24 protein-coding genes and 1 pseudogene are annotated in these 26,868 nt (G+C 72.8%); 15 read left to right on the top strand and 10 right to left on the bottom strand.

The genetic code is table 11. From position 1 onward, the window contains the following. Nucleotides 1-335 precede the first annotated feature (335 nt). The 6 genes and pseudogenes from ABD832_RS42440 (at nt 336) to ABD832_RS38000 (ending at nt 8,997) form a co-directional block, all read left to right on the top strand. Nucleotides 336-1,235: pseudogene (locus ABD832_RS42440) on the top strand (NADP(+)-dependent, decarboxylating phosphogluconate dehydrogenase). 1,563 nt (nt 1,236-2,798) lie between these two features. After that, nucleotides 2,799-4,166 carry a HelD family protein gene (locus ABD832_RS38020; protein ID WP_344906303.1) on the top strand — a complete coding sequence of 456 codons (1,368 nt, stop codon included), beginning with the start codon at nt 2,799-2,801 and terminating at the stop codon, nt 4,164-4,166. A gap of 102 nt (nt 4,167-4,268) precedes the next feature. After that, nucleotides 4,269-5,054 carry a hypothetical protein gene (locus ABD832_RS38015; RefSeq protein ID WP_344906300.1) on the top strand — a complete coding sequence of 262 codons (786 nt, stop codon included), beginning with the start codon at nt 4,269-4,271 and terminating at the stop codon, nt 5,052-5,054. 28 nt (nt 5,055-5,082) lie between these two features. Further along, nucleotides 5,083-6,210 (top strand): hypothetical protein, encoded by a 1,128-nt coding sequence (locus ABD832_RS38010; RefSeq protein ID WP_344906297.1) that lies wholly within the window; start codon nt 5,083-5,085, stop codon nt 6,208-6,210. Nucleotides 6,211-6,223: 13 nt separating this feature from the next. Continuing rightward, nucleotides 6,224-7,693, top strand: coding sequence for a hypothetical protein (locus tag ABD832_RS38005; protein ID WP_344906294.1), 1,470 nt, complete (start codon nt 6,224-6,226; stop codon nt 7,691-7,693). Beyond that, complete coding sequence (locus ABD832_RS38000) at nt 7,690-8,997, top strand: AAA family ATPase (RefSeq protein ID WP_344906291.1); 1,308 nt, start codon at nt 7,690-7,692, stop codon at nt 8,995-8,997. Before ABD832_RS38005 ends, ABD832_RS38000 begins: the two co-directional genes overlap by 4 nt. An 87-nt stretch (nt 8,998-9,084) precedes the next feature. Here the strand turns inward: ABD832_RS38000 and ABD832_RS37995 are convergent, their stop codons facing one another. Next, nucleotides 9,085-9,993, bottom strand: a complete 909-nt coding sequence (locus tag ABD832_RS37995; protein WP_344906287.1) for a helix-turn-helix transcriptional regulator — start codon at nt 9,991-9,993, stop codon at nt 9,085-9,087. 102 nt (nt 9,994-10,095) lie between these two features. Between ABD832_RS37995 and ABD832_RS37990 the strand changes: the two genes are divergently transcribed. Then, on the top strand, nt 10,096-11,481 hold the full coding sequence (locus ABD832_RS37990) for an MFS transporter (protein WP_344906283.1): 1,386 nt from the start codon (nt 10,096-10,098) through the stop codon (nt 11,479-11,481). 13 nt (nt 11,482-11,494) lie between these two features. Here ABD832_RS37990 and ABD832_RS37985 read toward each other — a convergent pair whose 3' ends face one another. Both ABD832_RS37985 and ABD832_RS37980 read right to left on the bottom strand, forming a co-directional pair. Continuing rightward, complete coding sequence (locus tag ABD832_RS37985) at nt 11,495-12,445, bottom strand: GNAT family N-acetyltransferase (protein WP_344906280.1); 951 nt, start codon at nt 12,443-12,445, stop codon at nt 11,495-11,497. A gap of 68 nt (nt 12,446-12,513) precedes the next feature. Continuing rightward, nucleotides 12,514-14,097 carry an MDR family MFS transporter gene (locus ABD832_RS37980; RefSeq protein ID WP_344906277.1) on the bottom strand — a complete coding sequence of 528 codons (1,584 nt, stop codon included), beginning with the start codon at nt 14,095-14,097 and terminating at the stop codon, nt 12,514-12,516. A gap of 106 nt (nt 14,098-14,203) precedes the next feature. On the opposite strand from ABD832_RS37980, the gene ABD832_RS37975 reads away from it, so the two are divergent. From ABD832_RS37975 to ABD832_RS37960, 4 genes are all read left to right on the top strand, one after another. Next, nucleotides 14,204-14,755, top strand: a complete 552-nt coding sequence (locus ABD832_RS37975; protein ID WP_344906274.1) for a TetR/AcrR family transcriptional regulator — start codon at nt 14,204-14,206, stop codon at nt 14,753-14,755. Beyond that, entirely contained in the window at nt 14,752-15,036 is a 285-nt protein-coding gene (locus tag ABD832_RS37970; RefSeq protein WP_344906271.1) for a DUF4031 domain-containing protein, read from the top strand. Before ABD832_RS37975 ends, ABD832_RS37970 begins: the two co-directional genes overlap by 4 nt. A gap of 63 nt (nt 15,037-15,099) precedes the next feature. Beyond that, nucleotides 15,100-15,654, top strand: coding sequence for a type 1 glutamine amidotransferase domain-containing protein (locus tag ABD832_RS37965; protein ID WP_344906268.1), 555 nt, complete (start codon nt 15,100-15,102; stop codon nt 15,652-15,654). A 393-nt stretch (nt 15,655-16,047) separates the two neighbouring features. Next, nucleotides 16,048-16,581, top strand: coding sequence for an ATP-binding protein (locus ABD832_RS37960; protein WP_344906265.1), 534 nt, complete (start codon nt 16,048-16,050; stop codon nt 16,579-16,581). Here the strand turns inward: ABD832_RS37960 and ABD832_RS37955 are convergent. The 3 genes from ABD832_RS37955 to ABD832_RS37945 are packed head-to-tail and all read right to left on the bottom strand — an operon-like array spanning nt 16,468 to nt 19,274. Then, nucleotides 16,468-18,012, bottom strand: a complete 1,545-nt coding sequence (locus ABD832_RS37955; RefSeq protein ID WP_344906262.1) for a WS/DGAT/MGAT family O-acyltransferase — start codon at nt 18,010-18,012, stop codon at nt 16,468-16,470. The genes ABD832_RS37960 and ABD832_RS37955 overlap by 114 nt on opposite strands. 3 nt (nt 18,013-18,015) lie before the next feature. Continuing rightward, nucleotides 18,016-18,150, bottom strand: coding sequence for a hypothetical protein (locus tag ABD832_RS37950; RefSeq protein WP_344906259.1), 135 nt, complete (start codon nt 18,148-18,150; stop codon nt 18,016-18,018). Between the two features lie 53 nt (nt 18,151-18,203). Further along, nucleotides 18,204-19,274 (bottom strand): PucR family transcriptional regulator, encoded by a 1,071-nt coding sequence (locus tag ABD832_RS37945; protein WP_344906256.1) that lies wholly within the window; start codon nt 19,272-19,274, stop codon nt 18,204-18,206. Between the two features lie 146 nt (nt 19,275-19,420). Between ABD832_RS37945 and ABD832_RS37940 the strand changes: the two genes are divergently transcribed. After that, the gene (locus ABD832_RS37940) at nt 19,421-20,722 is read left to right on the top strand and encodes a serine hydroxymethyltransferase (RefSeq protein ID WP_344906253.1); all 1,302 of its coding nucleotides are present in this window, start codon (nt 19,421-19,423) and stop codon (nt 20,720-20,722) included. Nucleotides 20,723-20,965: 243 nt separating this feature from the next. Here the strand turns inward: ABD832_RS37940 and ABD832_RS37935 are convergent, their stop codons facing one another. After that, nucleotides 20,966-22,066, bottom strand: a complete 1,101-nt coding sequence (locus ABD832_RS37935; RefSeq protein WP_344906250.1) for an NADH:flavin oxidoreductase/NADH oxidase — start codon at nt 22,064-22,066, stop codon at nt 20,966-20,968. Nucleotides 22,067-22,216: 150 nt separating this feature from the next. Here ABD832_RS37935 and ABD832_RS37930 point away from each other — a divergent pair, with 150 nt between their 5' ends. Together ABD832_RS37930 and ABD832_RS37925 are read left to right on the top strand one after the other, a co-directional pair. Further along, on the top strand, nt 22,217-22,588 hold the full coding sequence (locus ABD832_RS37930) for an ArsR/SmtB family transcription factor (protein WP_344906247.1): 372 nt from the start codon (nt 22,217-22,219) through the stop codon (nt 22,586-22,588). Between the two features lie 140 nt (nt 22,589-22,728). Then, nucleotides 22,729-22,947, top strand: a complete 219-nt coding sequence (locus tag ABD832_RS37925) for a DUF2277 domain-containing protein (RefSeq protein ID WP_344906244.1) — start codon at nt 22,729-22,731, stop codon at nt 22,945-22,947. 494 nt (nt 22,948-23,441) lie between these two features. Here ABD832_RS37925 and ABD832_RS37920 read toward each other — a convergent pair whose 3' ends face one another. The 3 genes from ABD832_RS37920 to ABD832_RS37910 form a co-directional block, all read right to left on the bottom strand. Next, the gene (locus tag ABD832_RS37920) at nt 23,442-23,612 is read right to left on the bottom strand and encodes a hypothetical protein (protein ID WP_344906241.1); all 171 of its coding nucleotides are present in this window, start codon (nt 23,610-23,612) and stop codon (nt 23,442-23,444) included. Between the two features lie 217 nt (nt 23,613-23,829). Beyond that, entirely contained in the window at nt 23,830-24,426 is a 597-nt protein-coding gene (locus ABD832_RS37915; RefSeq protein ID WP_344906237.1) for a CocE/NonD family hydrolase C-terminal non-catalytic domain-containing protein, read from the bottom strand. Next, entirely contained in the window at nt 24,324-25,394 is a 1,071-nt protein-coding gene (locus tag ABD832_RS37910; RefSeq protein ID WP_344906234.1) for a CocE/NonD family hydrolase, read from the bottom strand. The genes ABD832_RS37915 and ABD832_RS37910 overlap by 103 nt, the downstream gene beginning before the upstream one ends. Before the next feature lie 165 nt (nt 25,395-25,559). On the opposite strand from ABD832_RS37910, the gene ABD832_RS37905 reads away from it, so the two are divergent. Continuing rightward, a complete protein-coding gene (locus tag ABD832_RS37905) occupies nt 25,560-25,898 on the top strand; it encodes a hypothetical protein (protein WP_344906231.1) in 339 nt (112 codons plus the stop codon). Nucleotides 25,899-26,868: the final 970 nt, after the last annotated feature.

Raw genomic sequence — 26,868 nt, 5'->3', positions numbered from 1 at the left:
GCGCGCTGCTCGTGCCGAGCATCATGCCCGGCGGGGTTTCGATAGGAGTCGTGTGACCAGGCGCTGGTTCCGCTGCTGGAGGACATCGCGGGCCAGGGTGGACGTGTGGCCCTGCTGCACGACATCGGCTGCCGACGGGGCGGGCCTACGTTGGGAAGATTGGTGCAGCAACGGCAGTCGAGTTACGCCACATGCACTCATCGCCGAGGCCTATCGCCTGCTGCAGGCAGGGGCTCGGCGACCCCGGCGGAGGCTGTCGGACATCTTCGCCGAGTGGAACGAGGGTCGAGCTGTTCCTCGTACCTTGATTCGAGTCATCAGCGGAGGTGCTCCGCATGTCGGACGCGGTTCACACGGTACGCTCGCTGGTCGACGTGATCGCCGACGGGGCCGAGCGGAAGGGCACCGGCCGCTGGACGGTTGGTCAATCGGCGCTTTGGACCTGGGCGTCCCGGTGAAGCGCATCGCCGAGGCGGTGTTTCGCGCGCTTCCTGTACGGGGCAGCGCGGACCTGCGGGGCCGCCCGCGCGGGGCCTGCGCCGGTTCCCCTCGGGCGTGCCGTGCCGGGACTCCTCGTCGAGGACTTCGCCGAGGACGTGCGGCGGGCGCTGTACGCCTCGAAGATCGTCGCCTACGCCAGTGCTTCGACGCAGCTCCGGGCCGGCAGCACCGAGTACGCGTGGGACTTTGTCGACGCTCGTCGCGCTGGGGCCACGATCTGGCGGGGCGGCTGCATCATCCGCGCCGTCTTCCTGGACCGGATCCGCGAGGCGTACGAGGCGGAGGAGAAGCCGGGTCACCCTGCTCTGCCGCCCCCCCTACTTTTTTTTTTTTTTTTTTGTTGGCCGACGACGCTGACCCTGGGCGCGGACTCCTGGCGGCGGGTTGGTGTCCAATGCCGCGGAGCTGGGCATTTCCCGGCCCCGGGGTTTTTTCGCGACCTGCGCTGGCCTACTATTTCGACGGCTGCGCGCCGATCGGCTGGCCCGCGGCGGGTGCCTGGATCTAGGGGCAGCGCGACTTTCTTCGGCGCGCACCCTACTCAGCTGTGGACGCGAGGGCTCCTTTCCACACCTGTGGTCGGCCGACCGCACCGATGTCGCGGGCTGAGCACCACGGGCGGGCGGGAGCGTACGGGCCGCCCGCCCCCACGGGGGACGGCGCCTCCGCCCGCCACCGGCCCGGCCGGGCCGGTCCGGGGCCGGGCCGGCCGGGTGGTCAGCGGATCGCCGTAGCAGTGGCGAGGCGTGGTCGGGGGCGGCGACGGCCGCGGGATGGCCCGCTCGGCCGTCTCCACCCTCCACCGATCACCTGCCCGTTTTTGCGCCGGTGCCAGCACCCGCTGCACGGGTCCACCTGCCGGGCGACGAGCCGGGTCGGTGAGGGGGTCGTCGGTGACCTCGGTGGAGTCGCCAGCGGCGAGCGCCTCCTCGTCCAGGGCCATGTACCGGAAGACCCTCGCCGGCCAGGGCGGGCGGTGGTGGAGAACTCAGTCCGGTGGTACCTAGATCCTCGTGGATGGTCGTTGATTGAGCCCCGTTCACGGTCCCGGCCCTTTCAGACCGGCCAGGAATGGCTGGTTGCAGGCGCCTCCACGGCGCCTTGCCCTGTCTCCGTTCCGCGTCGACCCGGGCGGGCTCGCCTGATGGTCGGGAGTATGCTGTGCAGGACGATGTCCTCCTTGGTCGGGAATACTTGAACAGCGTGCGTCTTGGAGACCTCAGCCGGCCGTCGCGACCGTCTTGCGCGAACGACGGGCCCTTCGTCTGAACCCCCCGCTTCCAGGAAGAGCGAGAGGACGGCCGGTCGCCGAGTCGTCTTCGCGGCCTGCCGTCTCTTGCGTTTCACGAAGGCCCTGTTCACGGGTGTTCCAGCCTAACAGGCGGTTACTCGTTAATATTTTACGAGTTTAACACTTAGGGGTGAGCGTGATGACCGTGTCCGACCGGCGGGGCCCGAAGGACCGGACTTCTGACAGGAAATTGCGACGGTTGGACGCGGCGGGACGGACTCGGCGACGTGTTTTTGGACTCGTACGTCGAAGCGGGGCCTACCTGGCGGATGTGCGAGGCGGTTGCCGTGCCCGCCGGATGTGATCGTGGGGACGGGGCGCGGGTTGAACGTCGTCGTCGGCGAGCGGGTCCGCGGGCGCACGCTAGGCGAGCGCGCGTGGAGGGCTGGGCTACGATTCCTCAGGAGCCGGCCTAAGGAGCTGGAGTGAACGACCGGACGGCCCGCCGTTTTTCTTCGGCCGCCTGGACTTTCGGCCCCGCCTCCCGCCGAGCACGGCGGTCAGCGCTACTACATCGGCCCCGGGCCACGTCTCCGGGTGGTCCCGGACGGGCAGCCCGATGGTGATCGACTGGCTGGCCCTCCGGTCTCCACCGCGTTTCTAACCGGGCGAGCGCCCGCGACCCGCTGCGCGGGGTGTCCGTACGGGGTCGTTTTCGTGGCTGGTCCCGGGCCGGTGGCGCTGACCGGCTTCGATGACGAGCTCCTCGATGACGCAGAGCCCCGGGAGGGATCCGAGGAGGATGCGGGGAGCGACGGCGTGGCGAGCGGATCGTGGCAGCCGAGATCGAACGGCCCCGCGGTCGGGCCGAATGCGCGACATCGGGCCACCATCCATAGCAGGCCCCGAGCAGGACGAGCTGGCGTTCCGCGCGCCGGCCTGGAGAGTCGGATCTGCTGTCCAGGGGGCGCGTGCACACCGTCAAGACCGCGGTGGGCTTGCAACCGGGCGCCTATCTGCTCTACTACCCGACCCACCGGCGAGCGGCTCTCGTGGTCGCGACGCAGTGGCCGTGCTGATCCTCGGCCCCAACCGGGTCTTTCTGGGGTACATCGCGGCCGTGCTCCCGGCGCTGGGCGAGGTCGACGTCGAGCAGACCACCGTGGACGGCCTGCTGGCACGCGGGCCGCTGCGGGCCGAGGACCCCGAGCAGACCGCGGTCGTCAAGCACGACGCCCGGATGGCGCACGTGCTGCGCCGGGCGCTGTACCGGCGGGTGACGCGGCCGGCGGACGGGATCGCCGTCCCCGACGGCTCCTACCGGTGGCGGATCGGGGCCGAGGAGTTCCGCCTCGTCGTGACCGGCGCGCTGCGGGAGACGACCTCGTACGGGGTGGGCCGCGAGCGCGTGCTCTCGCGGGTCGTGGCCCTGCTGCTGCGGCAGGCCGAGGCGCGCGGGCAGAACGTGAACGCGGCCTGGGCACGCAGGACGGCCAGGGCGGTCACCGGGTACGTCGACGCGGTCTGGCCGGTCGTCCGGCCGGAGGAGGTGCTGGCGGAGGTCCTCGGCGACCCTGCGGTGCTGGACGAGGCCGCGGACGGCGTCCTGTCCCCCGCCGAGCGGGCCGCGCTGCTGTGGGACCGGCCCCCGCGCTCGTTCAGGAGCGCGAGGTGGTCGGCGGCCGACATGGTGCTGCTCGACGAGATCTCCGGGCTGCTGGAGCGCCCGCGGGGCCACGGTCACGTCATCGTCGACGAGGCCCAGGACCTCTCCCCGATGCAGTGCCGGGCGATCGCGCGCAGGAGCGAGCACGGCTCGATCACCGTGCTCGGCGACCTGGCGCAGGGCACCACGCCGTGGGCGGCCCGCGCCTGGCGGGACCAGCTCGCCCACCTGGGCAGGCCCGAGGCGGAGCTGATCGCCCTGACCACGGGCTTCCGGGTGCCCGCGGCCGTGGTGGCGGTCGCCAACCGGCTGCTGGAGGAGCTGGCCGTGGACGTGCCCGGGACCCGCTCGTTCCGCACGGACGGCCACCTGGCCGTCCGGCGGGTGTCCGATCCGGGCGAGGGCACGGTGGCCGCGGTACGCGCCGCGCTCGGCCACGAGGGCTCGGTCGCGGTGATCGCCGCCGACGCCGCGCTGGACGCGCTGACGGCCGCGCTGGACGCCGGGGGCGTCGAGGTCTCCCCGCTGGGCGACGGCACCTGCGCTGGCCGCGTCACCGCCGTGCCCGTCTCGATGGCCAAGGGTCTGGAGTACGACCACGTGGTGGTGGTCGAGCCGGCGCGGATCGCGGAGACCGGGACGCGGGGTCCCCACCTGCTCTACGTCGCCCTGACCCGCGCGGTGTCGCGGCTGGACGTGGTGCACACCCGCCCGCTCCCGTCCTGGTTCCCGGAGCCCGCCGACATCGGCAGTGATCTTTCGTATTAAATGTTCCTTTCGCCCGATTATTCGTCTTTAATCCGACACACCTAATGCTGGAAATGGCTGGAATTCACGGAGACAGGAGGAACTCCTGTTACGCTCCGGGCCGTGAGTGATTCACTGGACGCGCTGGAACGGCGAATAGCCGACCTCCGCGCCGAGGTGCGGCGGGCGGTCAAGGCGAGGGAGAACTCGCTCGCCAGGACGCTTCGCGGGGACCTGCGCCGGGCCGAGCAGGCCTGGGACGCGGCGGTGGCCGTCGAGACCCCGGTCCCGGCGCCCGCCCCGCGCGAGTCCGGGGCCTCGCTGCTCCCCATCAGGGAGCAGGTCCACCAGGCGCTGGCCATGCTGGGCGTGCCGACGCCGGCCAAGCTGATCGTGGCGGTGAACGACGCGTTCTTCTCCCGCGAGCTGCGCGGCTCCCAGCTGACGAGCCTGCGCCGCGACGAGGAGCGCTCCTTCCGGGGGGACCCGTACGCCAGGCCGTACTACCTGTGCGCCGCGCTGACGGACCGCCTCTCCCCGGCCCGGGGGCTGCTGGCCGACAGCACGTGGCCGCCCGAGCGGCGGGTCCTCGGGCCGCTGAGCCCGCGCGTCGACTTCCTCGTCTCGACCATGCGCATCGCCGAGCACCTGACGCGGCTGGCGGAACCGCCCGCGGGCGCGGTGCGGCTGCTGTCGCGGATGGCGCAGAACATCCCGGGCGCCGTCGAGGGGTTCGCCCCGGCCAGTCCCGCGACCGCGATCCGCGCGGCACGGGCCGAGCTGGAGGTGCACCGCGCCACCGACGCCGCGCAGCGGGCCGAGGTGGCCGCGCGGGCCACGAGGCAACTACCGGACGCGGAGCGCCTGTTCGGCGTCACCGCGATGAACGCCGTGAGGGGGGCCTTATGAAGACCAGGCTGGACGGAAGGACCGGCTCGTGAGCACGGTCCGGGACAGAGCCGTCGTGATCAGGCTCGACGAGCTGCGCGGGCCGGTGCCCGCGCGCCCGCACGACGCGCGGGCCATCGCCGCGCTGGCCGCCAACCCCGGCTGCACCCGCCGGGCGGTGATGGACGCCGCCGGCGTGGACAAGGACCTCACGGCCCGGCACGTCGGCTTCCCCGCGCCGTTCGGCCAGTCGCAGTTCGCGATCACCCGCGGGAACGTGTTCGAGGCCCTGGTGAAGGAGAACGGCTGCGCCGAGCTGCTCCGGCTGCTGCGCGAGCTGCTGGACCTGCCCGTCGAGCAGGTCGGCTACCAGGACGTGGAGAGCGTCGGCTCCCACCTGCGCCACTCCCACACGCGGGCGCTGATCGACCGCGCGGCACGCCAGGACGACGGCTCCGCGGTCTTCTACGACCACCCGCTGCTCAGCCTGGAGATCGCCGGGCACACCTCCTACCTGGAGCCCGACGTGGTCGCCTTCCAGATCGGCGGGCGCTTCCACATCGTGGAGATCAAGTCGTTCGGCATGATCGACGGGCAGGCCGAGCCGGACAAGGTGGCGGCGGCGGCCCGGCAGGCGGCGGTGTACGTGCTGGCGCTGCGCACGCTCATGGCCGATCTCGGGCACGACCCGCTGCGGGTCTCCCACGACGTGGTCCTGGTCTGCCCGGAGAACTTCGCCAACCGCCCGACGGCCGCCCTGGTCGACGTGCGCAAGCAGCTCTCGGTGCTCAACCGCCAGCTCACCCGGATGACCAGGATCGAGCAGCTGCTCCAGGGCCTGCCCGCCGACGTCACCTTCGACCTGGCCCCCGGCGAGGACGGCGTGCCGACCCGCTCGGCCGACGAGCTGGCCCAGGCGCTGATGCGGGTGCCGGCCCGGTACGCCCCGGACTGCCTGTCCACCTGCGACATGTGCATGTTCTGCCGTCACGAGGCACGCGCCTGCGGGTCCACCGACCTGCTGGGACGTCAGGTCCGCGACCAGCTGGGCGGCGTCTCCGGGGTGGACGAGGCGCTCGGCCTGGCCGAGGGCACCCGCGAGCCCGCCGAGGGCCAGGAGGAGATCGCCCGCCTGCTGCGGCTGGCGAACCGGTTGCGCGAGGAGTCGCTGCGGTGAGGGCGGTCCGCGGATGAGCGCGCTGACGGCGCTGGCGCAGCTGCGGGCGATCCGGGACGGTGTCGCGCAGCGGATCACCACGGTCCGGCACTGCCACGTCTCCGCCCAGCCGATGGTGCTCATCCCGCTCAAGCTCGCGGGCGAGGCCGCCGCGCCGCTGGCCGCGATGGTGGGCACCGACCCGGGCCATCCCCGGTTGCTCGTCGTGCCCCAGCCGCGCAACCGGGACCTGCGGTTCGCCTTCGCCGCCGGGCTGGCCGAGGTGCTGCTGCCGTACGTCGAGGGGTTCGCCAAGAGCACCGAGACGGTCGAGCGCAGGAGCGGCGAGCCGTACGAGCGGTGCCTGGACGCGCCGCAGATCCTGGTGCCGAACCGGTCGGCGGCCTCGTTCGTCGGGCTGCTGGGCCGCTCCACCCGGTTCCGCCGGGCCGACGGCCCCTACCCGGTCCACCCGTCGGTGCCGCTGCTCGGCCGGTGGCTGACCTACTTCGCCGACCGGTCGCAGCAGCCCGGCTCGTCGATGCTGCTCGTGGCGACCGAGGCGCTGAGCCTGCACTGGGCCACCGGGCAGAGCGGCCTGGAGGACGCCAACCTCGCGGCGCTGATGGGATGGATCGATCCCCCGCCAGGCACCTCCGGGCGCCAGGCCGCCGAGGAGGCCGAGGATCCGCTGCTGTGGCCCCCGGCCGGTCCGGCCACCGACCCGGGTTTCGACAACGAGGTGCTCGGTCCCGCGATCCGCGCCTACGAGGAGGCGCCGACCGACCGTGCCGTGGACCGGGTGAGCCAGGCGCTGCGCACCCAGCTCGACCCCACCTGGCGGCTGATGTGGCGGGCGGTGGAGCTGTTGCGCTCCCTGCCCGAGGGAGCGCGGGTGAAGGACCGCTGGGAGTTCGACCGCGGGTCGTTCACCCGGTTCACCGAGCGGGTCGCAGAGGGCGGGCCGCCGCAGGCGCGCAGGGACGGGGCGGTCGGCGCGGCGGCCCGGCTGGCCGGGCTGGAGCGGGCGCGGGCCGGCTACGACGTGCAGCGGGCCCACGACGATCCGCTGCTGATGGCCGAGTACCGGCTGACCGGTGAGGCGTTCGCCGGGACGGTGACGTCCGCCGACCCCGAGCACAGCGAGGGCGAGGGCCGCTCGCGCAAGCTCCGGCCGCTGGTCACGGTCCGGACCGGCGATCCGGTACGGCTCACGCCCGGCACCGTGGTCGGCAGCCCCGACCGCCGCGGGCACGCCGCCGAGATCGTCGGGATCGCGGACGGGGAGATCACCTTGAAGATCGTCAAGGGCATGGGGCGGGGGAAGACACCGGTCCCCGGGTCGGTGCCCGAGCCGGGCGAGCGGGTCTCGTACACCTCGCTGACCGACGACTTCCAGTCGTCGGCGGCGCTGCCCGATCCCGAGCGGACGCCGTGGACCCACGGCGGCCCCCCGCAGGAGTACGTCCCGAGCGACGACGACGCGCAGGAGGAGTGGCTGTGAGCGCCCGCCCGACGCCGCGGCAGGAGGCGGCCGCCGTGGTGGACGCCGTCCTGGCCGACCTGCCCCGCCACCGCGGCGTGGTGGTGGACTCCCCGCCGGGCGCGGGCAAGTCCACGCTGGTGGTGAAGGCCGCGGGGCACATCGCCGAGACCGGCGAGCCGCTGATGATCGTCGCCCAGACCAACGAGCAGGTCGACGACCTGGTGGAACGGCTCGCGACAGAGCATCCCGACCTGCCGATCGGCCGCCTGTCGGCGAGCGGCTACATCACGCCCGGACGCATCCTCGCCCACCCCAACGTCTCGGTCGCGGGCAAGCTGCCCGACCTCGGGGACCCCGCGGTGGTGATCGCCACCGCCGACAAGTGGGCCTGGGTCGGCGACCGCACCTGGCCCTGGGCCATCGTGGACGAGGCGTACCAGATGCGGTCGGACAAGCTGCTGCGCATCGCCTCGCTGTTCGAGCGGTCGCTGTTCGTCGGCGACCCCGGCCAGCTCGACCCGTTCTCCATCGTGGACGGCGACCGCTGGGCGGGCCTGTCGTGGGACCCGGTGCAGAGCGCGGTCGCGGTGCTGCTGCGGCACAACCCCGACCTGCCGGTGCACCGGCTGCCGGTCTCCTGGCGGCTGCCCGCCTCGGCGGCACCGGTGATCTCCGAGGCGTTCTACCCGTTCACCGGCTTCCGTGCCGGGACCGGTCACGCCGACCGGAGGCTGGAGTTCACCGTGGACGGCATGCGCACCTGCCAGGACCGGGCGCTGGAGGAGGCGGCCGCGTCGGGCTGGGCGCTGTACGAGCTGCCGAGCCGCCACACCGTGCGCACCGACGCCGAGGCCGTACGGGCGACCGCTGAGCTTGCGGTGCGGCTGCTGCAGCGCGGCCCGGTCGCGTACTCCGAGCGGGGCGCCCATCCGGTGACCGCGGGCCGGATCGCCGTCGGCGCCGCGCACCGCGACCAGGTGGCCGCGATCAGGGCCGCCGGGGTGCCGCCGGAGATCACCGTGGACACCGCCAACCGGCTGCAGGGCCGGGAGTACGACGTGACGATCGTGCTGCACCCGCTCTCCGGGCGGCGTGACGCCACCGCGTTCCACCTGGAGTCGGGGCGGCTGTGCGTGCTGACCTCCCGGCATCGCCACGCCTGCGTGGTGGTGGCCAGGGCGGGCATCCCCGAGCTGCTGGACGCCCACCCGTCGGCCGAACCGGTCCAGCTCGGCGTGCCGGTGAAGTTCCCGGACGGCTGGGAGGCCAACCAGGCGGTGCTGGCCCACCTGTCCAAGCACCGGGTACGGCCGGACCGCTGACCGGGGCGGCCGTCCCGGGCCCGTGTCCGGAGCGGTGGCCTCGATCTCGTGACCGGGCCGCCGGCCGGAGCGATCCCCCGGGCGCGGTCAGCCCGTGACGGTCACCGGGTGCATGTGCGCGGTCGCGGGGGCCTCGGGGTTGGCCCTGATCCACTCGATGCGCTCGCGGCTCTCCTCGTCCGCGGGCGTGTAGACGACCATCCTGGTCTCCGGCGGCGACGGCAGCGTCATGCTGGTCGAGACGGTACGGACCTGCCCGCCGGAGAAATGGTGGAAGATCTTCATCTGGCTTCCCGGCCTGGCCACGTCGTGGGCCGCCCACATGCTCGCGAACTCCGGGCTGGCGGCCGACAGGGCGCGGACGAACCCGGTCCAGGCGGGCTCGCCCAGGTGCCGCCCGAACCCGGCGCGCAGGACGGCGACCATCTGGGCCACCTCCTCGGCCCGGTTGGCGATCTGGCTGCAGCACTCCTGCATGGCGAAGATCTGCCAGAGCACGTTGCGGGTCGCGACCGGCTGGGCGACCACGTTCGGGAACAGGGAACCGTAGGCCGCGTTCCAGGCCAGCAGGTCGTAGCGGCCGTTGTAGACGGCCGCGGGGATCGGGTCGAGCCGGTCGAGGATCACCTGGATCTCCGGGGCGAGCCGTCCGCGGGAGGCGTCGCCCTCGGACACGGCGGGCACGTCGGCGAGCCGGTAGAGGTGCTCGCGCTCGGCCTGGTCGAGCTCCAGGGTGCGGGAGATCGCGTCGAGGACCTGCACGCTGGCGTTGATCGGCCGCCCCTGCTCCAGCCACGTGTACCACGTGACGCCGACCCCGGCGAGCAGGGCGACCTCCTCGCGCCGCAGCCCGGGGGTGCGCCGGCGCGACCCCGGGGGCAGTCCCGCGGCCTCGGGGGAGATGCGCTCGCGGCGGTTGCGCAGGAACGCCGCCAGCTCGGCGCGGCGGGTGGCCGACCCGGCTCCCCTCCCGGTACCCGGTGCGGTGACGGTCATCCCCCCATGGTGGCCGACGGGCGATCCGGTTGCCAGGTGCCGTCGATACCAGGATGAGCGGGCTCTCGTCACCCGTACCGGCCCGGTCCCAGGCTCCTTGCCATGACCGTGACATCGGCTCCGGCCCCGGCCGCCCGTACCTCCTCCCCCTGGCCGCTGACGGTGATCCTGGCCGGGCAGTTCATGGCCGTCCTGGACGTCTCCATCGTCAACGTCGCCTCCCCCGTGATCCGCTCCGACCTCGGCACGTCGGGGTCGGGCCTGCAGATGATCGTTTCCGGCTACACCATCGCCTACGCCATGCTCCTGGTCACCGGTGCCCGGCTGGGCGGCCGCCACGGCGGGCGCCGCCTGTTCCTGTACGGCCTGGCGGGATTCACCGCGGCCTCCCTGGCCTGCGGGCTGGCCGTGTCGGCCGGGCAGCTGATCGCCTTCCGGTTCCTGCAGGGCGCGGGGGCCGCCCTGATGGTGCCCCAGGTGCTGAGCATGATCCAGACGAGCTTCGCGGGCGCGGCCAGGGCCCGCGCGCTCGGCCTGTACGCCGCGGTGGTCTCCGGGGCCGCCGTGGCCGGTCAGGTGCTGGGCGGCGTGCTGGTCTCTGCGGACCTGTTCGGCTCCTCGTGGCGGCCGGTGTTCCTGGTGAACGTGCCGATCGGCGTGGTCCTGCTCGTGCTGGGGGCGCGGCTGCTGCCCGCCGGGGGCCCGTCGCGGCACCGCGCGCTCGACCTGCCGGGCCTGGTCACGCTCTCGGCGGCGGTCGGCCTGCTGGTGGTCCCCCTGGTGCTGGGCCACGAGCGGGGCTGGCCGCTGTGGAGCCTGGCCGCCCTGGTGGCGAGCGCGGTGATGGCGGGCGTGTTCGTCCTGGTCGAGCGCAGGGTCGCCGCCCCGCTGGTGCCGGTACGGGTGCTGCGGGCGCCGGGGACGGTGCCGTCGGCGTTGGTGGTCTTCGGGACGATGACGACCTACGGCGGGTTCCTGCTCGCCTGCGCCCTGCACCTGCAGGGACCGCTGGGTGACGACCCGCTGGCGGCGGGCCTGACGTTCGTGCCGGCCGCAGTGGGGTTCACCGTCGTCAGCCTCGGCTGGCGCCGTGTCCCCGCACGCCTGCACCGCTGGATGATCGTCGTCTCCCTCGGCGTGGCCGGGCTCGGCTACCTGCTGCTGTCGCCGGCGCTCACCGCGGGGAACCGGCCGCTGCTGGCGGCGGCGTTCGTGGTGATCGGGGTGGGTCTGGGCGGGGCGTTCAGCCCGACGCTGTCGGTGGGGCTGGCGCACGCCGCCCCCGAGGACGCCCCGGACGTCAGCGGCCTGTTCGTCATGATGACCCAGCTCGGCCAGGTGGTCGGGGTCGCCACGTTCGGGACGCTCTATCTGGGCTCGGGGTCGGTGGCGGCCACCTGCCTGGCCCTGACCGGGACGATCCTGCTCACCGGGGCGTGCGCGCTGCCGCTGCTGCGGCGCCGAGACCCCCGGCCCGCGACACCGTGACGACGGGGGGACGTCAGACCGTGCGCCGCCAGACGTCGATGGCCAGCACCTGGCGCATGCCCACCGACAGGTAGAGGCCGAGCGCGGGCGTGCCGTTGTTGGCGTCGACGTGCAGGTAGGTGCCGGCCCGCCCGCGGCCGGCGTCCTCGGCGAAGGCCCTGCGCAGCATGAACCGGCCCAGGCCCCGGCCCCGGAACGCGGGCGCCACGGCCAGGCGGCGCACGTAGCCGCAGTTCTCGTCGCCGAGGAAGGCGTCGGTGCCCAGCAGCATCGCCACCGGCTCGCCGTCCAGGCGGGCGAGCGCGAGCTGCGACCAGTCGGTGCTCGCGGAGGAGGCCAGCTCGTCGTACCACTCGTCGTAGCCCTTGGGGGCGAACCCGAAGTGCTCGGCGAAACCGGCCTGCTCCACGGCGTGGGCCTGGCGGCGCACCTCCTCGGTGAGCCCGTCGTGCACGGTCACGCCCGCGGGGAGTGCGGGGTGGCCGACCGGCCCGGTGTGGTCGGCCCGCAGCCGGACGAAGGTGGTGGCGGCGCCGAAGCCCCGGGCCGCGGCGAGCGCGCGCTTGCCGCCGTCCTCGCGGTACAGGGCGATGTCCACCACGGCACGGTCGTGGCCGAGACCGGCGGTGATCCCCCGGGCCCGCTCGATCACGGTGTCCCAGAGCGGGCCGGTCAGCTCGGGCGTGGCGGGGTGCACGACGACGTCGATGTCGACGTTGTCGCCGGTGCCCTTGCGCCACGCCCAGGCCCAGCCGGTCAGGCGTCCGGTCGTGTCGTGGACCAGCAGGCCGTCGGTCCCGAGGTCGAAGGAGGGGTCGTTGATCTGGTCGGCCACGTCGTCGAGGGTCATGTCGGCCTTGCCGATCACCTGGACGTCGCAGAGCGAGATCAGCTCGTGGATGCGGGGGGCGTCGTCGGCCCGGGGCCGCCGGGTGACGTACCCGGCGGGGATGCTCGTCGTCATGTGCCCATCGTGGCGGGGGCGACTTGACAATCACTGGGCCCGGACTTGGCGCGGGCACGGCCGGGGCGTCAGTCCAGGGCCGCGACCGGCTGCTCCTCGGACTCGGCGGCGTCCCCGGGCCCGCCGCGCAGCGGGATCTCCTTGATGAAGGCCGCCAGCAGCGGCACCAGCACGGCGAACAGGATCGCCCACCAGAAGACCTCGGAGATGGAGACGGCCAGGGACTCCAGGAAGCCGGCCCGCACGTTGCCGGGAAGCCGGTGCAGGGCGGCCGGGTCGAACTGGGCCCCGCCGGAGGCGAGCTTCTCGCCCGCCGCACCCAGCCTGCTCTGCAGACCGGCGGTGAGCTCGTTGTTGAAGACCGCGCCGAACAGCGAGACGCCGAACGAGCCGCCGATGGAGCGGAAGAAGGTGGAGGCGCTGCTGGCCACGCCGAGGTCCTTCTGCTCGACGCTGTTCTGGGCGATGAGCATGGTGATCTGCATCAAAAAGCCCATGCCGAGGCCGAGGACGCCGATGAACACACCGGTCTGCCAGGCGGGCGTGTGCACGTCCATCAGGGAGAGCAGCCACATGCCCACGGCCATGATCGCGCCACCGAGGACGGGGTAGATCTTGTACCGGCCGGTCCTGGTGATGGCGCGGCCGACGAAGAGGGAGACCACCATGGAGGCGCCCATCATGGGCAGCAGCAGCAGGCCGGAGTTGGTGGCCGTGGCGCCCTGGACGGTCTGCTGGAAGAGCGGCAGGAAGTTGATCGCGCCGAACATGGCGAACCCGAGCAGGAACCCCACGGCCGAGATCAGGCTGAAGTTGCGGTCGCGGAAGACGTGCAGCGGCAGGATGGGCTCGGCGGCGCGGCGCTCCACCGGGACGAACAGGGCCAGCGTGACCACGGCGAGCGCCGCCAGGCCGAGGATCTGCGGCGAGCCCCAGGCATAATCGTTGCCGCCCCAGGTGGTGATGAGGACCAGCGCGGTGATGCCGATCGAGAGCAGGACCGCGCCGAGCCAGTCGATGCGGTGCTCGGTGCGCAGCCTGGGCAGCTTCAGCGTGACGGCCAGCATGGCCAGCGCGACGAAGCCGAGGGGCAGGTTCACGTAGAAGGCCCAGCGCCAGTTCAGGTGGTCGGTGATGAACCCGCCGACGAGCGGTCCGGCGATCATGGCCAGTGACATCACGGCGGCCATGATGCCCTGGTACTGGCCGCGCTCGCGGGGCGGGACCAGGTCGCCGATGATCGCCATGGCGTTGACCATCAGGCCGCCGGCCCCCAGCCCCTGCAGCGCGCGGAACGCGATGAGCTGGGCCATGCCGTCCGAGGGACCGCCGAGCAGGTCCGAGCCGGCCATCCCGCAGAGCGCGGAGCCGAGCATGAAGAGGACGATGGAGGCGAGGAAGATGTTCTTCCTGCCGTACAGGTCGCCGATCTTGCCCCAGATGGGGGTCGAGACGGTGGTGCCGAGCACGTAGGCGGTCACCACCCACGACAGGTGGGTCAGGCCGCCGAGCTCGCCGACGATGCGCGGCATCGCGGTTCCGACGATCATGTTGTCGAGCATGGCCAGGACTATCGCGAGCATGAGCCCCGGCAGCACTACCATGACCTCGCGGCGCCGCCCCGGTGCGGCCGCGGTCTCCTTCACTTCCACGCCCCCTGGAAATCTGCTTACTTGCCGACCGGCTAGCGTCGGATATGCTGGGAATGTAGGCCGCTTACTTGCCGGCCGTCAAGTTGATTCATCGGTAAAGGGAGCCATGAGGGAACACCCCGACACGCGGACACGCATCCAGGAGACCGCCCTGACGTTCTTCATCGAACAGGGCTACGAGGCCACCTCGCTGCGCGAGATCGCCGAGGCCCTGGGCGTGACCAAGGCGGCTCTCTACTACCACTTCAAGACCAAGGACGACATCGTCCTCAGCCTGGCCGAGGACAGGTCGCGCACGATCGGCGAGCTCGTCTCCTGGGCCGAGGAGCAGCCGCGCACCGAGGAGACCCGGCGCGAGCTGGTCCGCCGCTACTCCCGGGACCTGAAGCAGGGCAGGCACCGCCAGATCATCCGGTTCTTCGAGCGCAACCAGACCTCGCTCAAGAACCACCCGATCATGGAGAAGGCCCGGGAGCACATCTTCCAGCTGGTCGACTTCCTGGTCGATCCGGACGACCCTCCCACCACCCGGCTGCGGAACAGGATGGCCCTGTTCGTCCTGCACTCCGCCTGGTTCGTGATGCGCGACGAGACGCTCGCCGACGACGAGGTGGAGGCCGCCGCCCTGGAGGTCGCGCTCGACCTCGTCAGGCGGTGAGCGTCCTCATCGACCCGCCCGCATGGCCGGGTCCCCGGGGGCTGCTCTGGTCTCATCTGGTCAGCGACACCTCGGTGGAGGAGCTGCACGCCTTCGCCGAGACGCTCGGCGTGCCGCGCCGGGCGTTCGACCGCGACCACTACGACGTCCCCGAGACCGTGTACGCGCGGGCCGTGGCGCTCGGCGCCGAGGAGGTGCCCTCCCGCGAGCTCGTCGCCCGGCTGACCGCCGCCGGTCTCCGCAGGCGCCGTGTCCGGGACGGCAGCGACAGCCCCGCATAGATCCCGGCGTATCGGGCATCAGGCCCGGGTGAGGACATCACCGCACGTCACAGAGGGGACGACATGCTGAACGGCAAAACGATCGCGTTCCTCGTGGCCCCGGAGGGCATCGAGCAGGTCGAGCTGACCGAGCCGTGGAACGCCGTCAAGCAGGCGGGCGGCACGCCACGGCTCGTCTCCACCGAGAAGGGTCAGGTCCAGGCCTTCAACCACCTGGAGCCGGCCGACCGCTTCCCGGTGGACGCCACGGCCGACGAGGTCTCGGCCGCCGACTTCGACGGGCTGGTACTTCCCGGCGGCGTCGCCAACCCCGACCTGCTGCGTACCGTGCCCGAGGCCGTCGCGTTCGCGAAGGGTTTCTTCGACGCGGGCAAACCGGTCGCGGCCATCTGCCACGCGCCCTGGACGCTGATCGAGGCCGGCGTGGTACGCGGCCGCAAGGTCACGTCCTGGCCGAGCCTGCGGACCGACCTGGGCAACGCCGGGGCGGAGTGGGAGGACCGCGAGGTCGTGGTCTGCTCCGCGGGCCCGAACACACTGATCACCAGCCGCAAGCCCGACGACCTCAAGGCCTTCTGCCAGGCCGCGGTCGACGCCTTCTCCGGAGGGGGCGGCTGACCCGTCCGGTCCCCGGCACGGTCCGGGGGCAGCGTCGGCGGCGCGCCGGAACCCACCCGTTCCGGCGCGCCGCCGCCGTTCCCGGCCTCCTCCTCCGCCCTCCTGGCTTCCGCTCGTCCTCGTACGCGCCCCGGCTTCTCGCGTCCTCGTACGCGACGCGGCTTCTCACATCCTCGTACGCGACGGCCTTTCGCGTCCTCGTACACGGCCCGGCTTTTCGCGGTCTCGTGCGCGGTCTCGTGGCGGGGGTGTCTCCCGCGTCCGACCTGGGCGATCGTCGTCCGGTCGCGTCGTCCCGCACCGGCACCGCGCGGGCGGGGAATCGGCCGCGACAGATTAGGCCGTGACGTGCAGGGCAAGTGCTCTGGCAACCGGCTGTGAAAGGAGGGGACCGTGGAAGCCACCATCGCGCTGCGTCTGCCGCGTGACGCCGCGAGTGTTCCCGTCATCAGGCAACTTCTCGACTCCTCGCTGCAGGCCCTGGGCGTCATCCCCCAGATCCGCGAGGACATCCAGCTCATGCTCTCGGAGGCGTGTTCCAACGTCATCCAGCACGCCACCCCCAGCGACGACTACATGGTCAGCACCGAGCTGTCCCGGGACCGCTGCATCATCAAGGTGGTGGACGCCGGCAACGGCTTCGACTTCGACGGCGCCTCCTCCTCCGCCCCCGCCTCCACCTCCGAGCACGGCAGGGGACTGCTGATCATGCAGGCCCTGGCCGACGACATCCGCTTCGTCAACCGGCACGAGAAGGGCTCGATCGTCTGCCTGGAGAAGGCGCTGCGCTTCGTCGACGACGCCCCGGGGCTGTCACTGCTGCTCAACGAGGAGCTTGAGCTCGACGAGGGCCTCCCCGAGGTAGTCGGTGACGGTCCACACGTCGGGGACCATCTCCCGGCAGGCGATCACGCCGACGTCAAGTGAGCCGTCGTAGGAGAAGACCGTGATGTTCAGCCCTCCGCTGGCGTCGGTCACCACCGAGACCGGATGGTACGCCAGCAGTCGTGCGCCGCTGATGTAGAGCGGGAGCTGCGGGCCCGGAACGTTCGAGATCATCACGTTGATCGGGCCCGCGCTCCCGGCGAAGAGGTTGAAGGCGGCGCGCGCGGCCAGGCCGGTCAGCGCGGCCGGCATCATGTCGCTCATCTCCTGCAGCCAGCGGGCCGGGGCGAGCGAGGAGCGCTCCTTGATCAGCCGCATCGCGTCGCGCACCGCCATCAGGCGTTCCAGCGGGTCGGCCACCTGGGTGGCCAATGTGGTGATCATGATGGTCACCTGGTTCCCGGTCCGCCGGTCCCCGGGGGTGCGCAGCGAGAACGGCACCCCGGCGACGAGCGGCTGGTCGGGCAGGGAGCCGTGCTTGAGCAGCCACTGGCGCAGCGCCCCGGCGCACAGGGCCATCACCACGTCGTTCACGGTGACGCCGAGGGCGTTCTTGACGAGCTTGACGTCCTCCAGCGGCAGGGTGGTGAAGGCGAACCTGCGGTGCGCGCTGATCCTCCCGCTGAACGGGGTGCGGGGGACCAGCATGCGCGGCATCTCGGGCACCTCGGCGGTTCCGGCCAGCCGGTTGGCCAGGTGCCGGGTGGCCCGTGAGATCGTCCTGGCCCCGGGTATCTGGGAGACCAGGGGGATCTCGTCCAGGTGCGGGACCGCGTTGACCAGGAAGCGCACCGTGTTGGCCGGGTTGACGACGGCCTTGGCGATCCCCCTGGCGAGCATCTCCCGGGTGTCGATCGTCTCCGCGGGCTCGGCGATCTCCACGAGCCCCGAAGACTCCGCAGAGTCCTCGGGCTCCGCGGGATCCGCGCGATCCGCGGACGCTGCGGACCCCAAGGAGCGCGGGGAGCGCGGGGAGTCCGGGAACTCGGGCTCGGCGAGGTCGGGCGGTTCCGGCGAGGTGTCCAGCAGACCGGCCAGCACGTCGGCGCCGGTGACGCCGTCGACCGCGGCGTGGTGCACCTTCATGTACAGGGCCGTGCGGTCCCCGGCCAGGCCGTGGATCAGGTACATCTCCCACAGCGGCAGCCGCCGGTCCAGCCTGCGGGCGTGCAGCCTGGCCACCTGCTCCCCGAGCTGCTCGTCGCTGCCGGGCGCGGGCAGCGCGAGCTCGCGCACGTGGTAGTCCAGGTCGACCGCGTGCTCCTCGGTCCAGTAGGGGTGGTCCAGGCCGAGCGGGACGGGCACCAGCCTCATCCGGAAGGGCGCCGCCAGGTGCAGCCTCCTGGCCAGCAGCGACACCAGGTCACCGCGCGACAGCCCGCCCGACAGGATCGCCAGCCCCCCGATGTTCGCGACGTTCGTCGAGGTCTCGAAATTCAGGAACTGCGTGTCCACCGCGTTGAGCTGTCGCACCGTCTACCTCCGGGAAGTCGTCCTCCCATCCTGCTCCCGTGAGGTCGTCAGGGCCAGCGCCGCGAGCGCGGCGAGCACGACCAACGACACCAGGACCAGTGACAGCGGGATGAGAGCGAACACGACGAGAACGGTCATGATCTCACTGATCAACTGCGACACCGGAGAGCCCTGCCCGGTTCGTCCCGCCGTTACACCGCGTTCCAGCGTCCGAGCTTCAGCGCGAGATGGAGTTCTAACCTGTGGGTTCCGTTCTTGAGGTCGCGGTCGGCCAGCTGCTCGATCCTGGTGAGCCGGTAGTAGAGGCTGGTGCGGTGCAGGTGCAGCAGCCGGGCGGTCTCCTGGACGTCCCCTCCGCTGTCCAGGTAGGTCTCCAGGGTGACGACGAGCCCGGGGTGCTCGCGCAGCGCGTCCAGCGGCCCGCCGGCCTGACCGGAGGCGTCGGTGACCGGTTCGGCCAGCAGCCGGTACACGCCCAGGTCCGGCCAGCGGGCGACGGGTCCCAGCCTCGGCTCGGCCGCCGCCGCCCTGGCCGCGACGAGCGCCTCGCGGTGCGCCCGTACGGCCGACTCCAGCCCCGGGTGCACGGCGCTGACCCCGGCGCCCGCACCGGTCCGCGCGACCAGCCGCTCCCCCAGCGCCACCGCGTCCTCACCGCGGTTGAGCAGCAGCACGGCGTGCCGGTCCAGCATCGTGAAGGCCGGGGGGCGCAGCGTCCTGGCCAGTTCCGCGCCGACCGCCTCGCGCACCCCGGCCGGTTCCCCCCGGAGCGCGAGGACGCGCAACGGTCCCTCGCCGAGCACGCCGGCCGCGCGCCGCACCCCGATGTCGCCGGTGAGCAGGTGGCCCAGGGTGTGCGAGCTGCCGCCGTCGTCGAGCAGGGCGGCGATCGCGGCGGCGTCGCGCACGGCCCTGGCCCGCTCCTGCGGGCTCAGCGGGCCGGCCCCCTCGATGATCCACAGGTAGCCGACCCTGCGGTCCTGGTGCAGCAGCGGCACGCAGAGCCGGCCGACCATGCCGAGCGCGGCGTTCTCGGGGACCCGGACCGGCTCCCTGGCCGTGCTCACCCCGTGCGCCTCCTGCCAGGCGGTCACCTCCGCCGGGACCGACCGCGACAGGATGGCGTGCGCCCTGACCGGGTCGGCGTCGCCGTGGTGGGCGCTGTGGGCCACGACCCGGCCCTCCAGGTCGTCCACGGACATGCCCCGGCCCACCGCCGCGGCCAGCGACTCCAGCAGTTCCTGAACATCATCCGCGATCACCGTCCGATCCTACATATGTAGGAAGGATCTCCACCGGCGGAACGATGACGGGCCACCGCGCGCGTCGTAGCGTCACAGTAGTCACAGTCCGGGCGCGCGTCTCGTCAGAGCCGTCCGGCCGATCGGCGGAAGGACGTTCTTTGGAGATGCGCAGCCGCGTCGCCCCGTGGGCCCCGCCCCGGGCACAGCTGCGCCTGACCGAGCTGGAGTCGGAGGTGTCCGGGCTGGGCCTGGACGCGGTGACCCGGCTGGTCGACGCGGTGCTGGCCGAGCACCGGGGCCGCCTCGACGAGGACGGCGTGGTCCTGTACGCGGGCACCAACACGATGAGCGAGCGGGCCAGGGCGGCCCACGAGATCTCCATGGGATGCCGTCCCTCGATGGGCTGGCCGGGCGACAAGTACCAGACCGGCCTGGACGAGCTGGACGTGCTGGAGGTGCTCGTCCCGCTCCAGGTCGCCGCGCTGATGGGCGGCGCGTTCGCCGAGGTGCGGCTGCAGAGCGCCACGCTGGCCAATCTGGCCTGCTACAGCGCGTTCACCGCCCCGGGCGACACGATCGCGGTGCCGCCCGAGGGAGCCGGGGGCCACGGCGCCCGCAACGCGCGGGCCGTGGCCGGCATCCGGGGGCTGCAGGTCGCCGACCTGCCCTACGACGCCGCGCGGCTCGACGTCGACCACGACGCCCTCCCGGCCTTCCTGCGCGAGCACCGGCCCGCGCTGGTGGTGCTCGGGACGGGGCTGATGCTGTTCCCGTACGACGTCGCGCGGGTGCGCGCGGCCTGTGACGAGGTCGGCGCGCTGGTGGTGTACGACGCCTCGCACGTGGCGGGGCTGATCGCGGGCGGCCGGTTCCAGTGTCCGTTGGGCGAGGGCGCGCACCTGCTGACCATGTCCACCTACACCTCCTTCGGCGGTCCTCCGGGCGCGGCCGTGGTGACCCGCGACGAGGAGCTCGCCCGCCGGGTGTCGGGAGCGGCCTACCCGGGCCTGACCGCCAACTACGACGCCTCCCGCCTGGCGCCGCTGGCCGTCGTCGCCGCCGAGCACGCCGCCGGGGGCTCCGGTTACGCCGACCGCTGCCTGGCCAACGCCCGGGCACTGGCCTCGGCGCTGGACGCGGAGGGCTTCACCGTCTTCGCCGCCGACCGGGGCTGGACCGCCTCACATCACGTGGCGGTGGACGCCACCGCGTTCGGCGGCGGGGACGAGGCCGCCAGGCTGCTGGCCGAGGGCGGTGTCTACCTCAGCGGCATCGGCCTGCCCGGCCAGGCGCCCGGCGAGCCCATGCGGGGCCTGCGGATCGGCACCCAGGAGGTGACCCGGCGCGGTTTCCCCCCGGAGGCCATGGGCGCGGTCGCGGCCCTGATGCGCCGCCTGCTGATCGACGGCCATGATCCCGCCAGGGTGCTGCGGGACGCGGTGGCGCTGCGCCACGCCACCCCATGATCCCGGACCGGCCCGCTCGACCCCCGGAGGCTCGCCTCCTGGCGGGCCGGTCCGCTTCCCCCTCCCACCGGTGACCGGCGGGACGGCCCCGTCCCCCCCTCGCGGACCGCCCCGTCCCGGCCCCCGCCCCGGATCCCGTCCGGTCGCGCTCGCGAGCGTGTCCGGAGGGGACCGGGCGAGCGGGAGTGGCCGCCCTGGGACCTCGTCGGGGCTTTGCGGGATCGCGCGGGACCCCGGGGCGGGTCAGACCGCCCGGTGGTACTGGTCGGGCCAGCGGGCGCCGGCCGGGGCCAGCTCGCGGGCGGCTAGGTTGGGCCAGTAGGGGTTGCGCAGCAGCTCGCGGCCGAGCAGCACGGCGTCGGCCCGGCCGGAGGCGACGATCTCCTCGGCCTGCCGGGGGTCGGTGATCTCCCCGACGGCCCCGACCGGCAGATCGGTCTCGGCCTTGACCCGGGCCGCGAACGGCACCTGGTAGCCGGGCCCGGTGAGGATGCGCGCCCTGGGGACGTTGCCGCCGGAGGAGACGTCGAGGAGGTCGACGCCGTGGGCGAGCAGGTCCTTGGCGAACCGGACGGTGTCGTCGACGCTCCAGCCCTCGCGGTCGTCGGCGGGGTCCTCGGCGAGCCAGTCGGTGGCCGAGACGCGGAAGAGGACGGGAAGCTCCTCGGGCCAGACCGCGCGCACCGCGTCGACGACCCGGAGCGCGAACCGCGTCCGGCCCTCGTAGGAGCCGCCGTAGGCGTCGGTGCGGTGGTTGCTGAACGGCGAGAGGAACTCGCCGATCAGGTAGCCGTGCGCGCCGTGGATCTCGGCCACCCGGAAGCCCGCGGCCAGTGCCCGCCCGGCCGCGGCGGCGAAGGCGTCCACGAGCCGGTCGATGCCGCCGGTGTCCAGCTCCTCGGGGACGGGGTGGCCGTCGGCGAAGGGGATCGGGCTCGGCGCGACCGGCCGCCAGCCGTTCTCGCCGGGACCGGTGGGGGCGCCGCCCTGCCAGGGGCGGCGGGTGGAGGCCTTGCGCCCGGCGTGCGCGAGCTGGACGGCGGGCACGGCGCCGTGCTCGGACAGGAAGCGGGTGATGCGGGCGAACGCCTCCTGCTGGCGGTCGTTCCACAGGCCGAGGTCGGCCGGGCTGATGCGGCCCTCCGGCGTCACCGCGGTGGCCTCGGCCATGACGAGCCCGGCACCGCCCACCGCGCGGGCGCCCAGGTGGGTCAGGTGCCAGTCGGTCGGCACCCCCTGCTCCGGCCCCTCCTCCGCCGCGCAGTACTGGCACATCGGAGACATCCAGATCCGGTTGGGGACGGTGAGGCTGCGCAACGTCAGGGGCTCGAACAGGGCGCTCACGGCCGTACTCCTTCTCACGCGGGGGGCATCCGGGGTGACGCGGGGACGGGCTCCCCGGCTCACGTTCATACGATAAACGACGTACTACGATAGATGTCAAACTACGATCGTTCTCGTACAATCGTGACGACCCACGAGAAGGGAGACCGCGTGCCGACCGCCCCCGCCGCCAGGACCCTGGACCACCCCGAGCCCGGCGAGATCACGCTGGAGGGCGTGCTGCACGCGCTGTCCGACCCGATGCGCCTGCAGATCGTGCGCTTCCTGTGGCCGCTGGAGCAGGACGAGGAGGCTCCCTGCTCGGCGATCGACCTGGCGATCACCAAGTCGACCACCACCCACCACTTCCGGGTGCTGCGCGAGGCGGGCGTGATCAGGCAGGTCTACCGGGGCACCGCCAAGATGAACGCGCTGCGCCGCGGTGACCTCGACGCGCTCTTCCCCGGCCTGCTCGACGCGATCCTGACCGCCGACGCGGCCCGGCGCGGGCGCGAGGACCGGCTCGCGCGCTCCCCCGCGTGACCCCGGCCGGGGCTCCCGGCGCCTCCCGGCGCCTCCCGGGCCGATGCCGGAATCCGCAGACCCATCGAGAGGGCGAGCGGCGCACCGGATCGGGGCGAGCCGGCGGGCGAATCGTCGGTGGCGCGCAGTACCGTCCTGGCATGTGCCGGAGTATCAAGACCCTTCGTGAGCCCTACGTCAGCGACGTGACCGAGGAGGACGTGCGAGCCGCCGCGCTCCAGTACGTCCGCAAGATCTCGGGATTCCGTTCCCCGTCGGCGCGCAACGCCGAGGCCTTCGACAGAGCCGTGGAGGAGGTGGCCGCGGCCACCCGGACCCTGCTCGGCGACCTGCGGCTGAAGCAGGCCACCCGGGACTGACCGGGACTGACCGGGGCCGATCGGGGCTGACCGGGGCTCCGGGCGTCGGGGCCTTGACCACCGGGCCTCCGGACGCCCGGGGCCTGGACACCTGGCCGTGGACACCTGAGACCCGAACGTTCAGGCCCTGACCACCCGGGCCCCGAGCGCCGGCCCGGAACGCGGGCCCGGAACGCCGCAGGCCCGGCATGCGCGCAGGCATGCCGGGCCGTTGACGGTCACGCCGGGGTCCCGGGCGGTGATGGCCGGTGGTGACCGGTGGGCCGGTGACGGCCGGTCGCCGCCGTTCACGGCCGGTATCGAACCCCGAGCGATACCGACCGGCGCGGAGGACCGGGGTCCGGGGCCGGTGACGCCTGCCCGGACACGGCGGCGGTGCCGCCCGTCCGGAGACGACGGCACCACCCGTCCGGCGCGGCGCCGTCCGCCGAGCCCGGCGCCGACCACCCGGGCACGGTGGTCACCCAGGCACGCCGGTCACCCGGGCGCGGAGGTCATCCGCGTGTGCTCGAGGAGCCGAACAGCCTGCTCGCGAACATGATCACCACGCCCACCAGGCCGATGATCAGCCCCCACTTGAGGAGCGTGAACAGGAAGCCCAGAACCGAGCCCAGCAGGAGAAAGGCGATCACCACGGCCGCCACGATCAACAGAATTCGTCCCATGCCCCCACGCTAGGCCCCCGCCGCCGTCCGGCGGCAGGGCCCGGCGCCGATGTCAGGGACAAGCCAGGGTTCCCCCTCAGGGGTGGCCCGGGCCCCGCCGGGGACGCGGCCGACGGAGCCCGGCCGAGGCGGGGGCCGGGCTCCGTCGGCCGACCATCCCGTCGGCCGGACACCGTCGGGCGAACACCGTCGGCTGGCCGTCGTCAGCCTGTCGCCGTCAGCGCAGCACCGACCGGCCGCCGACCAGGGGCAGCCGCACCGAGGTCCGCGCGGGCTCGACCGAGACGCCGGTGCCCGGGGGCAGCCGCAGGGTGAAGTCCCGGTCGGTGGACAGCAGCACGACGCCGATGCGGTGACCGGCCTTGAACACGTGGTCGTTCGGCTGCAGGTCGAAGCCGAAGTTGTAGAAGCGGCCCTCGCGCAGCAGGTCGGTGCGGGAGGCGGAGTGACGGTTGCGGACGTCGATCCACCCCCGCGTGATGATCTTGTAGGGGGCGGTCACCGTGACGTGCTCGGCCAGCCGTGCGCACCCGGTGTCGCCTGCCACGCCCTGGCCGTAGCAGACCGGGGTGTCGCCGTAGACGACGTCGCCGTAGGCGCGGGCGTCGGTGCCGTAGTCCACCAGCAGCGCCGTCAGGTAGGGCGAGCGCCCGCCCTTGAACGAGGCCCGTACCGAGATCTCGGGGGTGCCGGACAGGCGCGTGTCGCGGGTCAGCGGGGCCGAGAGGTAGGCCAGGCGGTTGGGGTCGGTCGCCTCGGCGTTCTCGGCGAGCAGCTCGGCGGTGCGGACGCTCTGGTCGACGAAGGACTCCACGGCGCGGTCCCGGGAACGGCCGACGTCCAGGGTGCCGTACGGCCGCCGGAACCCGGGGCCAGGTGGAGCCGGACGTCCTCGGTGCCCGGCAGCGGCCACGAGGCGTGCCGCTCCCACCGGCCCGGCCCGGACTCCACGTCGGCCTGGGGCTCGTTCATGATGCCGTTGGACAGGCCGTACAGGTGGTGGTCGAACCAGTGGTGCAGCTGGCGCAGCCACTCGGCGTTGCGCCCGGCGTAGGAGAACGGGTTGAAGTGGCCGCCCTGGTGGAGCCAGATCTTGCGGGGGACGTTCCGCTCGGCGAGGGCGTCCCACCACTGCACGGCCTGCTTGGTCTTGACGTTCCAGTCGTTGAGGCCGTGCACCAGGAAGACGGCCGCGCGGACCTTGCGCACGTCGTCGAGGTAGTTGCGCCGGTCCCAGAAGTCGGAGTAGTCGCCGGTGACGCGGTCCTGGTCGCGTTCGATCGCGTCGACGAACGCGCCGCAGGCCTTCTGGGCGTCGGCGCGCGTCAGCACGTAGCGGGCCAGCACGTCGGCGTCCTCACCCTGGTAGCCGCCGGGGGCCAGCACGCCGCCGTTGGCGCGGTAGTAGTCGTACCAGGAGGAGATGGCCGCGATCGGCACGATCGCCTTGAGTCCCTTGACGCCGGTCGCGGCGACCGCGTTGGGCAGCGTGCCGTTGTAGGAGACGCCGATCATGCCGACGTTCCCGGTGGACCAGCCGGCCTTGACCTCGTTCCCGGCGGCGTCGAAGGCGCGGGCGCGGCCGTTGAGCCAGTCGATCGCGGCCTTGGGGCCGGCGGTCTCGTTCGGCAGGCCGGTCGTGGGGCAGCCGGTCGCCCGCCCCGAGCCGAGGTTCTCCACCAGGGCGACCGCGTACCCGCGGGGCACGAAGTAGTTGTCGTAGTAGCCGCGGAAGGGCGGGGCCTCGGCGCGGGCCACGTCCAGGCCGTCGACGCCGAACATCCTCGTCGCGCAGGTCGTCGAACTTGTTGCGCCGGTACTCCATGCCCGCGGGGTCGGAGCCGTCGAGGTCGACGACGTGGTTGGGCACGTCGTTGCCACCGGCGTAGTAGGGCTCGCCTCCATGATGACCGCACCTTGAGGCCGGAGGCGGTCGCCTTGGGACGCATGATGTCGACCGCGACCCGGTCGGGCAGCCCGTCGGCGTCGCTGTCGACCCCGGCGACCTCCACGAACACCGTCTCGGTCAGCGCGTCGGCGCGCGAGTGGACCGGCTGGGTCTCCCCGTCGCGGACCGCGGGCGCGGTCGTCGGCGCGGGGGACGGCGCGGTGACCGGCGCGGCCGCGGGAGGGGCACCGGCGACCGGCGACCCCGGGAGCGGTGGATCGGCGGGTGACGCCGCGGCGGGCGACGCGACGGCCGGAAGCACGGCGAGCGGCACGGCGGCCACCGTCGCGGCGACGATCATCTTCCATCTGTTCATCAGGAAGGCTCCCAGAAGGTAGCTGAATATCCGACTACTCCGGTCAATCTCCTGCGAAGCAATCTTGACCTGCAAGATCGAAGGTATAACGAATGAGCGGCTATCCCGCGTTACGCGCGATTTCCAGCGCGTATTCGGGGAACCAGTCGCCCGCCTGGCTCCCCGCGGTGGCCACTCGCCGTCCGACTCTCCCGGTCGCTTGATCCTCAGAAGGCGTCCTCACGTTCGGCCGGTCTCGGTGGTCGGATCTGTGCCCAGCGCGCGACCTTTTGGGGTTTGCACAGGCGTGTCGCCGTGGGCTTCGCGGCGGGGCAGTTGCCGTTGCGGGAGGTGTCGAGACGTAGTGGGCGCCCCCAGCCCGTCGGAGAGTCTGCGGGCGACGGCGGACGCTCTTCTCGACGGGAAGAAGTTGCTGACGTTGAAGGCGAAGCCGTCGGCCTGAGGTTACCCGGGCCCTGGCATGGGCTCGCCAGTCGTGTCGGGTTCTTGATCCAGCCTCGTTCCCGGCGTCCACGTAGACCCTGTGCGGTTGCTCTTAGCTTCCTCCACTCGGCGCCGCGGAGCGGTCCAGGCGCTCGACCGCCGCCGCCCCGGTGCAGTTGTCGAGGTGTGGTCCAGCGCGTCGGGTTCTACGATCACAGGCGGGCCGGTTGCCGATGCCCGCGGCGAACCTCCCTATCCAGGCGCGGTACTCGTCCGCGCCCGCGGCGCCGCCCGCTGAGAACGCCGGCGCAAGTCGCGTCGTGTTAATGTGTGTACGCCCACCATGGACCGGTTACCCTCCCCGCCTGCCGGGCTTGGTCGTGATTTCGGCGACCCTGCCCTGCGAGTCCTGTCCGCCGAATCCAGATGGCGTTTGGACGGTCGGCGATCCGCGGATCAGCGCGGCCTCCTCGCTTCTCCCCTCCCCCTCCAGCCTGTCTGCCCTCCTGGTCGGCGCGCTGTCGTCCCGTAGAAGGCCGTTGCCCGCGGGCTCTGTCGTGATGCGGGGG

The sequence above is a fragment of the Streptosporangium longisporum genome (genome assembly GCF_039534895.1).
GTDB classification, from domain to species: domain Bacteria; phylum Actinomycetota; class Actinomycetes; order Streptosporangiales; family Streptosporangiaceae; genus Streptosporangium; species Streptosporangium longisporum.
The sequence above is the reverse complement of the archived record's forward strand: the minus strand, read 5'-3'. Positions and strand labels throughout refer to the sequence as shown.

Excerpts from the sequence above, each read along its gene's own strand:
- ABD832_RS38005 (WP_344906294.1), top strand. The coding sequence starts at position 6,224 with ATGAGCGCGCTGACGGCGCTGGCGCAGCTGCGGGCGATCCGGGACGGT.
- ABD832_RS37995 (WP_344906287.1), bottom strand. The coding sequence starts at position 9,993 with ATGACCGTCACCGCACCGGGTACCGGGAGGGGAGCCGGGTCGGCCACC.
- ABD832_RS37990 (WP_344906283.1), top strand. The coding sequence starts at position 10,096 with ATGACCGTGACATCGGCTCCGGCCCCGGCCGCCCGTACCTCCTCCCCC.
- ABD832_RS37985 (WP_344906280.1), bottom strand. The coding sequence starts at position 12,445 with ATGACGACGAGCATCCCCGCCGGGTACGTCACCCGGCGGCCCCGGGCC.
- ABD832_RS37975 (WP_344906274.1), top strand. The coding sequence starts at position 14,204 with ATGAGGGAACACCCCGACACGCGGACACGCATCCAGGAGACCGCCCTG.
- ABD832_RS37965 (WP_344906268.1), top strand. The coding sequence starts at position 15,100 with ATGCTGAACGGCAAAACGATCGCGTTCCTCGTGGCCCCGGAGGGCATC.
- ABD832_RS37950 (WP_344906259.1), bottom strand. The coding sequence starts at position 18,150 with ATGACCGTTCTCGTCGTGTTCGCTCTCATCCCGCTGTCACTGGTCCTG.
- ABD832_RS37940 (WP_344906253.1), top strand. The coding sequence starts at position 19,421 with ATGCGCAGCCGCGTCGCCCCGTGGGCCCCGCCCCGGGCACAGCTGCGC.
- ABD832_RS37925 (WP_344906244.1), top strand. The coding sequence starts at position 22,729 with ATGTGCCGGAGTATCAAGACCCTTCGTGAGCCCTACGTCAGCGACGTG.
- ABD832_RS37920 (WP_344906241.1), bottom strand. The coding sequence starts at position 23,612 with ATGGGACGAATTCTGTTGATCGTGGCGGCCGTGGTGATCGCCTTTCTC.
- ABD832_RS37910 (WP_344906234.1), bottom strand. The coding sequence starts at position 25,394 with ATGTTCGGCGTCGACGGCCTGGACGTGGCCCGCGCCGAGGCCCCGCCC.
- ABD832_RS37905 (WP_344906231.1), top strand. The coding sequence starts at position 25,560 with ATGATGTCGACCGCGACCCGGTCGGGCAGCCCGTCGGCGTCGCTGTCG.